Here is an 8404-nt window from a genome sequence, read left to right on the forward strand (position 1 = left end):
AAGAATTCTTTATATCTAGCTATTTCAGCCCAACTACAGGTTAAAGATGTATCCTTAACTTAAAAAAATCAAGCAAATGTAAAGTAATACATTCCATATTAAAAAAAATGTCCATTTTTGTCATGAACATTTTTTCGAATACATATGCTATTCAGGTAGGGTCAATTGTCAATAGAATGGTTAAATCACCGAGCCCGTCAGCATTCACAGGTAACTTAAATGCTTGTCTAAAGCCAAAAAGTTTTGTATGCCCGACCATTACAGTTGGGGGAGTAATATCAAGTTCCAAATTTTGCTCTGCAACATATGTACAAAGATTACCCGCGACCATATTCCCAAATTCACCAGTAAAAGATTCTAACATTTCACCTTCAAGTTGCATCCCATACATAGCTTCACCGATCGCACTAAAAGTTTTTGGAGTGGAATCAATGATAATACGTCCTTTCAAATCTCCAACCATCCCGATTAACACACCGATTTCAGATTGTTCGTAAGGATCTGAAGTAATGGAAGGAGATGAAACATGAACTTCTTTAGGCAAAACAGATTTGAGCGAAAGTATTGTACTATTTAAAATAGCTTGGACTTGCGTCGATGTGCTCATTATTATCTCCTTTAAATATGACCTTTTTATTATATATTATCATGCAAACAAAGAATTTAATAGCAAACCTTGACGAAAAATAGATTTTTTATTATGATTAAATCATCAAATGAGAATGATTTTCATGTTCAGTAATGAAACTTATATAATAATAATTATAAAAGGGAGCGGTCAAGTTGGTTTATGCAATTATAGGTGCAACACTTATTATTTATGGAGCAATAGGGAAATATGTTTTTAATCAGACAACCGCACATTTAAAATAATTTATTAAATCCTTCTATATAAATAGGAGGATTTTTTTTGCGTTATCGTGGTAGAATGAATTTATTATTTATTAAAAGGGGTAAAAGATTTTCATGAAAGAATTCGAACAGCAATTACAAAAACTCTTAAAACAAACTGCAGTACAATATTTAATCTACCAGAAAAATGAAGATGAAGAACGTTTACAAAAAACAAAATTATTTGCTGAAAAGCTTTTAAATAAAGAATATATGATTGCCTTTGCAGGACACTTTTCTGCAGGGAAATCTAGCATGATTAACGCTTTAACAGGAGATGAACTTTTGCCATCAAGCCCTATTCCGACAAGTGCAAATGTAGTGAAAGTACATAAATCAGATCAAAATTATGCAATCGCATATTTAATGGATCAAGATCCTGTAATATTTGATGATAATTATGATATACGTACGGTGAAGGAATTTGCCAAAAATGGTGCACTTGTTTCACAAATCGAAATTGGGCATCAAGATTCTGTCTTGCCAGAAGGAATCACTGTAATGGACACTCCGGGAGTTGATTCAACAGATGATGCTCATAGAATGTCGACTGAATCTGCTTTACACTTAGCGGATATTGTGTTTTATGTGATGGATTATAATCATGTTCAATCGGAATTAAATTTCCAATTCACTAAAAATTTAATGAAATATAATCCAAATCTTTATCTAATTGTCAATCAAATTGACAAACATAAAGAAAATGAACTTTCATTTGAAGATTTTTCAAGCTCTGTTTATACCTCTTTTGCAAACTGGGGTGTAAAACCAAAGGGCATTTTCTTTACATCATTACGTGATGCAACTAATCCTCACAATGATTTCAAAAAAGTAAAAGAAATTGTTTTGAATAGTATGGATGGTTGGCAAGATAACTTGCTTGCGGGAGCTGAAAAGACATTACAGCAGCTACACAAAGAGCATGAACAATATCTAACTTCAAATAAACAAGAATTATTAGTAAATAATGAAGAAATATTATCTAAAGAAGAATGGGAAATTCGTGATGAAATTACATCGGATTATCAAACAGTCTTACATCAATTAGAGTTATATTCAGCTACTAACTGGCAAAAGAGTTTTGATGATCGACGTGATGAACTGCTAGAAAACGCTGCTATAATGCCATTTGAATTACGTGAGAGTTTAAAACTTTATCTAGAAAGTATTCAACCTAATTTTAAAATGGGCATGTTTTTTGCTGCGAAGAAAACACAGGCAGAAAAACAAGCACGTAAAGAGGCTTTATATGAAAAATATAATGAAATTTCATCTTCACAAATTTCAGGTCATTTAAAAGCGTTAATGAAGCAATCTTTAAAGGAAGTAAATGCATTAACAGACGAAATGTCTCATGAAATTGATGATTTAACCTTAAAGCTACCAATGAGTGTAATTGAAGAACAAGTAAAATTGGACTCCGGTATTGAGGGAGATGCTTTATTAAATTTTGCAAATCGGGTAGCAAACGCCACAAAGAGATGGTATAAGCAAAACACAGATGATTGGAAATTTGAAAAAGCTTCATATATTGAAGAGCTATCGTTTACAACTATTGCACCGTTAAAGAAAAAAGGTGCAGTATTACAAAAAAAAGTTGAAATTATTGAAGCGGTTGAAGTAATTGAACAACAAGAAAAGTATTTTGAAGTGCAAAAATCAGTTTCAAATGAAACAGTAAATAAAGAAGCAGATCAATTTGTGTCTACATGGTCAAAAGATCACGAAGAAGCATTTGAAAAAATACGTCATTTTGATCCATCAATGCTTGTAAAAGAAGAACAATTGGATATTGATGAAATAGTTGATGAGCAGACAAATGAAGGAGTTTCTATTCATACAGCAACAGCTCTTCAAAATGCTTTAAAGACGGCAGATTCTGTAGCACCAATTCATGGTTTCTCAGAAGTTGCAAATTATTTAAAAAATAAAGTGAAACGTTTAGAGAAAAAAGATTTTACAATTGCATTATTTGGTGCATTTAGCGCAGGGAAATCTTCTTTTTCCAATGCACTAATGGGCCAAAAAGTATTACCTGTTTCACCAAATCCAACTACTGCTGCAATTAATAAAATTCGTCCTGTTACACCAGATCATCCACATGAAACGGCAGATGTACATTTAAAAACGATTGATCAGTTACAGGAAGATATTATTGCAAGCTTTGGTGCAATAGGAGTTCGTGTTTCTTCATTAGAGGATGCGTACAGTAAAATTGAAGAGGCATTAACAAAAGAATTAGAAGATGAACGCTTACATGTTCATAAATCATTTATTCGTGCTTTCAAGGAAGGGTATTCTGAATTTAAAGAGAATCTTGGTAGTACAGTTCGTACTAATCGCGAAGAATTTGAAAAATTTGTAGCTCAAGAAAGTAGAAGCTGTTTCGTTGATACAATTGATTTTTATTATGATTGCGAGTTAACACGATTAGGTGTGACGTTAGTTGATACACCGGGAGCGGATTCAATCAATGCTAGACATACAGGAGTGGCATTTGAATACATTCGAAATGCAGATGCTATTCTATTTATCACTTATTACAACCATGCATTTGCAAAGGCGGATCGCGAATTTTTAATTCAATTAGGTCGAGTAAAAGATGCCTTTGAATTAGATAAAATGTTCTTTGTTGTCAACGCTATAGACCTTGCCTCAAATAACGAGGAAGCTGATGATGTTAAAACCTATGTTAGACAAGAATTACAACGTTTTGGTATTCGTAAACCACGACTATTTGGTGTTTCTAGTCTACTTGCCTTACAAGAAAAGGTTGAAAACAATACACTTGATTCTGGTATGGCTCTATTCGAAGAAAATTTCCACCACTTTTTATCAGAAGAACTAACAGCACTAGCTGTACAAGCATTAGTAGAGGAAACGGAGAAAGCTCAAGAACGATTACGCATGCTTATCCACCAAACAGAAGACAATTTGAAGCGAAAAGATGAACGCTTAGCTGAACTGGCTAAATTAGAACAATATATTCATACACGTTTTATGTATTCTGCTGCACAAACAATTGAGAAGGACACTTTACAAGAATTAGATGAACTTTTGTATTTCGTGTTGCAACGTGTGTATTATCGCTATCCAGATTTCTTCAAGGAAGGATATAATCCTACAACTTTTGCAACGAGATCATCAGCAATTGCATTAGATATTGCTTTAAAAGAAGTTTTATCAAGCTTGAGTTTTGATTTTGAACAAGAAATGCGTGTTACAAACTTCCGATTGGTAAAATTCATTTTGAAAAAAATACAAGAACGCTATTTATATGATACAAAGCAACTAATAGACATCAATGCAAGCTTTTCATTTATGCCTTTTGAAGTTGAAGAACCAGGAATATTAGAATATACAGGTCCTTTTTCAAGTACAAAACCTTATGAATCTGTAAAATCTTATTTTAAAAATGGTAAGTCCTTCTTTGAAAAGGGAGATAATTTAAAACTTCGTGTAGCGCTTGAAGAATTAACAAAGCCTGATGCAAAAGTATACCTTGATACACAATCTGAACGCATGAAAAAATGGTTAGAAGATGTAATAACAAAAGAAGCAGAAGAACTACGATTATATATTAGCAGACAGGCAGGCCAACAAATAGATATAGAAAAATCACTACTTCAAGAAAGCAGTAAATTAGAAGAATGGAAAGTAATTTATGAATCTTTAATGGATGGAGTGAAAAATTAATGGGGAATGTTTTTGTTTCAGTTAAAGACTTAGAATTATTAAAGCAACATGAATATAAATGGATTGATGCTCGTTTCAACTTACAAAATCCTACTGAAGGATACGCTTTATATGAAGAAAGTCATATTGAAAACGCCGTGTATTGGGATTTAGAAAAAAATTTATCGGATATGCAAAAGGATGAAGGAAGACATCCAATGCCTGATAAGGAGCAGCTAAAAACTTTATTTGAACAAAGTGGTTTACATCAGGATCAATTTATTTTAGTTTATGATCAAGGGGGAGCACCATTCTCAGCAAGAGCATGGTGGATGTTGCAATATGGTGGCTTCAAAAACGTAAAAGTGATTCAAGAAGGTTATCAAGCTTTAATTCAAGCAGGCTTTAAAACTACTAATGAAAAAACTGTTACCGAAACAACTCATTTAGAAATAAATTGGCAGGATCAACTCTATACTGATCGTGATGGAGTAAAAGCAATCGTTGACGGTAAAGTAAAGCGTACATTACTAGATGCGAGAGCGAACATTCGCTATAGAGGTGAAGAAGAGGCAATTGACAACGTTGCAGGACATATTCCAGGTGCTTTAAATTATGATTGGGAACAGCTAAAAGAAAGAGGATTTTTAGCTCCAAATGATACTTTACTAGATGTTGTAAGTAAAGATGAACCGATTACTGTTTATTGTGGAAGTGGGGTAACTGCATCACCACTATTTGCAGTTCTAAAAGAAATGAATTATGAAAATGTGAAATTATACACAGGAAGCTATAGTGACTGGATTACTAAATATGAAGTAGAAAAAGGGTAATAATGCAGATTTAGTAAGGATAATTTCTATGATACGATTTAGTAGATTTAGGGGAAATACCCTTTTATCATACATAATTAATTCATAGAAAGTAGGCTTACAGTGTTATTAACCCCATCAAGAAAATGCATAAAATTACTTAGCATCACTTATTTAACTTTAACAATTGTAGCAGCTAACTTAGCAGGCATCATAGCACAACCAATCATAACGCAAGCTGCTTCTTCTGAAGAAAAAGTTTCAAATGAATATGTTTTAAAAACAGCGGGAAATGTCCGCTCTGGCGTTGGAACAAACTATAAAGTTTTAACAACATTAAAGAAAGGGACAACCATTAAACCAACTGTTCGAAAAAAAAATTCGACAAAAACATATTGGTACAAAATTAAAATTGGTTCTAAATATGGTTGGATATCAGGTACTCTCTTGACGAAAAAATATATTTATAAATCAAGTGGTGACAAAAAAGCAATTTCACTAGATGTTCCTTATATCAATCAGATGAAGCCATTGTATGCACCGTTTGGTTGTGAAGGAGCAAGTTTGCAACAAGCATTACAATATAAAGGTTACGCCCAAAAGACAAGTTATAAGAAATTCTTAAATAATATGCCTAAAACAAAAAGGAATCCTTATAAGGGCTTTGCTGGATCCCCTTATTATGCTATTGATGGCGTATTTCAATCAATCTTTCCTAAAGCTTTAGCGAATTATGGAAAGAAATATAGTAGTACAGTAAAAGATATTACAGGTGCTTCAACAAAAGACTTGCGAAATGAATTAACAGCAGGCAATCCAATAGTTGTTTACGTTACCTTGGGTTTTTCAAAACCAAAGTGGACGAAATGGGATATGGGTTCAGCAGGGAAAAATGTTAAAATGGTGGATAATTTGCATGTTATGACACTAGCTGGATATAGTAGTAAAACAAAACGTTATAAAGTAGTAGACCCTAATGACAAAGGTGTATACTGGGTAAATAAATATGAATTTGAGCGTGCGTATAATGCATTAAAATATGCAGTGGTAGTACACTAAAAAGTAGACATCTTCTTTATTGTTCTTTTGAACAATGAAGGAGATGTTTTTTAATTTATAATTTTATATACCTAACGAATCAATTTCATAAGTGCTTTTCTAGTTATTAATAATTTTAAAAAAATAAGAGGGATTATTTATTTGTTGTCGAATTGTAGAAAATAAAAGAGGTAAAATATGTAATTTTACTTAAATGCTTTTTCAATTCATCATCAATTTTTTTTATTTTCGAAGATGAGAATATTTAAAACGAGGTGAAATGATGTTTTCTAAAGAAACTCTATTGACAGAGGTTACCTTACAATTAGAACAAGGTTTACGGGAAATGGAAAATATCAATAAAAGACAAATTAAGGCATTATCAATGGAAATTGAAAATCGTGATAACCATATTCAACAGTTAAAAAATGAAATGGAGGAATTACAATTTAGTCTCAAATCTTTGAATAAAATGAATTTTTATTTGAGGAATGAAAGAAAGATATTATTAAAAGAGATTCATACCAAAAACATTAAAATGGATTTTACTGAGGGAATCACTATTTTACTTTGTGATGAAATAACAAATGATGAAAAAGTTAAAATAATAATCTATTTGCTTAAAATAGCTTCTAATGATTCGATGTTTAAGGAATACATTGAAGAATTTATGCAGATATTTAGTGAATCATTGATTAATTTTAATTATTTTCAATGTAGGACGATTAAAAGAGAATATAAAAAGAACTACGAATTCTACCATCAATTATTCATAAAAGCATCAGCTAAGAATATACGAGCATTATTGTACGCTTATCATAAAAATAAAATGTTAGATATGATTAAACATTTACTAAATGAACTTGTACAATCAGGAAGGTTATATTCATATAACGATGAAGATGGTCTAAATATTCTACTATACATAATATATTACAAAAGGTTACCAATTTATCAAAAAGATAATCGATTTCAATTTTTTTATAACAATAGTGGGAATTATTTATCAAAAAAACTTTATAACCTCTATAACCACTATACTGTCAAAAGAGATCAAGTAAATTTTAAAGAATTTGTTGCAGTTCTCGAACAAAATGAATCATGCCTAGACTTACTCAAAACTGAAATGATTCAATATATTTTAAAACGAATTTTTAAGGAAGAAGAAATTGAAAACTATTATAATGTTGAAAAAAAGAACAAAAAGTCTACGCCTAAATCTTATAGGTATCGTCATCCTAGTTATAGCGAGCTTCGAAATTTTGGATACCAAATAACAGGCCGTACAGATGCACAACGTTGGTCAGCTTTACAGGAATTTATCAAAAATTATAGTTTACAAGCAACAGTTTATGAACTTCAAAAAAGAATACGACTTAAAATGGGAAGAGAAGAAGATTGCAAGAGGTACGCAAATGCAATTGAAAAATGGAGTTATGATTTAAACCGCTTAAAGGAAGAGTATTATGAAAATGATTTTCCTTGGCCAGAATATTAATTCATTTGATGAGTAGTTGGTCTGTCTAAACCTTTAATATTATGGCTACAAAAGGATTATCTTATGTGAAAAACCAAGAAGTGGCTACCTAAAAAGTATTAGTTTAAACTGTTTAAAGACAATACTAACTTGCTTTTGAACAAAATTTTAGTTAAACTTTTTTAGAAAGATTCAAGAGGGAATTCTAGTAATTATTATTTTTATATAAAAAAGTGTTGCATTTATAAAATATGTACTATATAATAAATCTTGTCCTTAATGCGGAAGTAGTTCAGTGGTAGAACATCACCTTGCCAAGGTGGGGGTCGCGGGTTCGAACCCCGTCTTCCGCTCCATTAAGAGATGCCGGGGTGGCGGAACTGGCAGACGCACAGGACTTAAAATCCTGCGGTAGGTGACTACCGTACCGGTTCGATTCCGGTCCTCGGCACCATCTTTTATATCTAAGTATAATGAAATGTTATATATATATATGCGCCCATAGCTCAAC

The 8404-nt window shown here is 31.9% G+C and carries 5 protein-coding genes and 2 tRNA genes; 6 read left to right on the plus strand and 1 reads right to left on the minus strand.

Annotated elements, in window-relative coordinates; all coding sequences use genetic code 11:
- Nucleotides 1–151: 151 nt before the first annotated feature.
- Nucleotides 152–607 (minus strand): chemotaxis protein CheX, encoded by a 456-nt coding sequence (locus ABE048_RS03760; RefSeq protein ID WP_430309221.1) that lies wholly within the window; start codon nt 605–607, stop codon nt 152–154.
- Nucleotides 608–966: 359 nt separating this feature from the next.
- On the opposite strand from ABE048_RS03760, the gene ABE048_RS03765 reads away from it, so the two are divergent.
- From ABE048_RS03765 to ABE048_RS03790, 6 genes are all read left to right on the plus strand, one after another.
- On the plus strand, nt 967–4587 hold the full coding sequence (locus tag ABE048_RS03765) for a dynamin family protein (RefSeq protein WP_430309223.1): 3621 nt from the start codon (nt 967–969) through the stop codon (nt 4585–4587).
- Nucleotides 4587–5399, plus strand: coding sequence for a sulfurtransferase (locus ABE048_RS03770; protein WP_430309225.1), 813 nt, complete (start codon nt 4587–4589; stop codon nt 5397–5399). The genes ABE048_RS03765 and ABE048_RS03770 overlap by 1 nt, the downstream gene beginning before the upstream one ends.
- A 102-nt stretch (nt 5400–5501) precedes the next feature.
- Entirely contained in the window at nt 5502–6437 is a 936-nt protein-coding gene (locus ABE048_RS03775) for a C39 family peptidase (RefSeq protein WP_430309226.1), read from the plus strand.
- Nucleotides 6438–6699: 262 nt separating this feature from the next.
- The gene (locus ABE048_RS03780; protein ID WP_430309228.1) at nt 6700–7914 is read left to right on the plus strand and encodes a hypothetical protein; all 1215 of its coding nucleotides are present in this window, start codon (nt 6700–6702) and stop codon (nt 7912–7914) included.
- Nucleotides 7915–8174: 260 nt separating this feature from the next.
- Nucleotides 8175–8249: transfer RNA gene (locus tag ABE048_RS03785), tRNA-Gly, on the plus strand.
- 9 nt (nt 8250–8258) lie between these two features.
- Nucleotides 8259–8347, plus strand: a tRNA-Leu gene (locus ABE048_RS03790).
- Nucleotides 8348–8404: the final 57 nt, after the last annotated feature.

It is taken from the genome of Rummeliibacillus pycnus (assembly GCF_050459865.1).
Classification (GTDB): Bacteria; Bacillota; Bacilli; order Bacillales_A; family Planococcaceae; genus Rummeliibacillus; species Rummeliibacillus pycnus_B.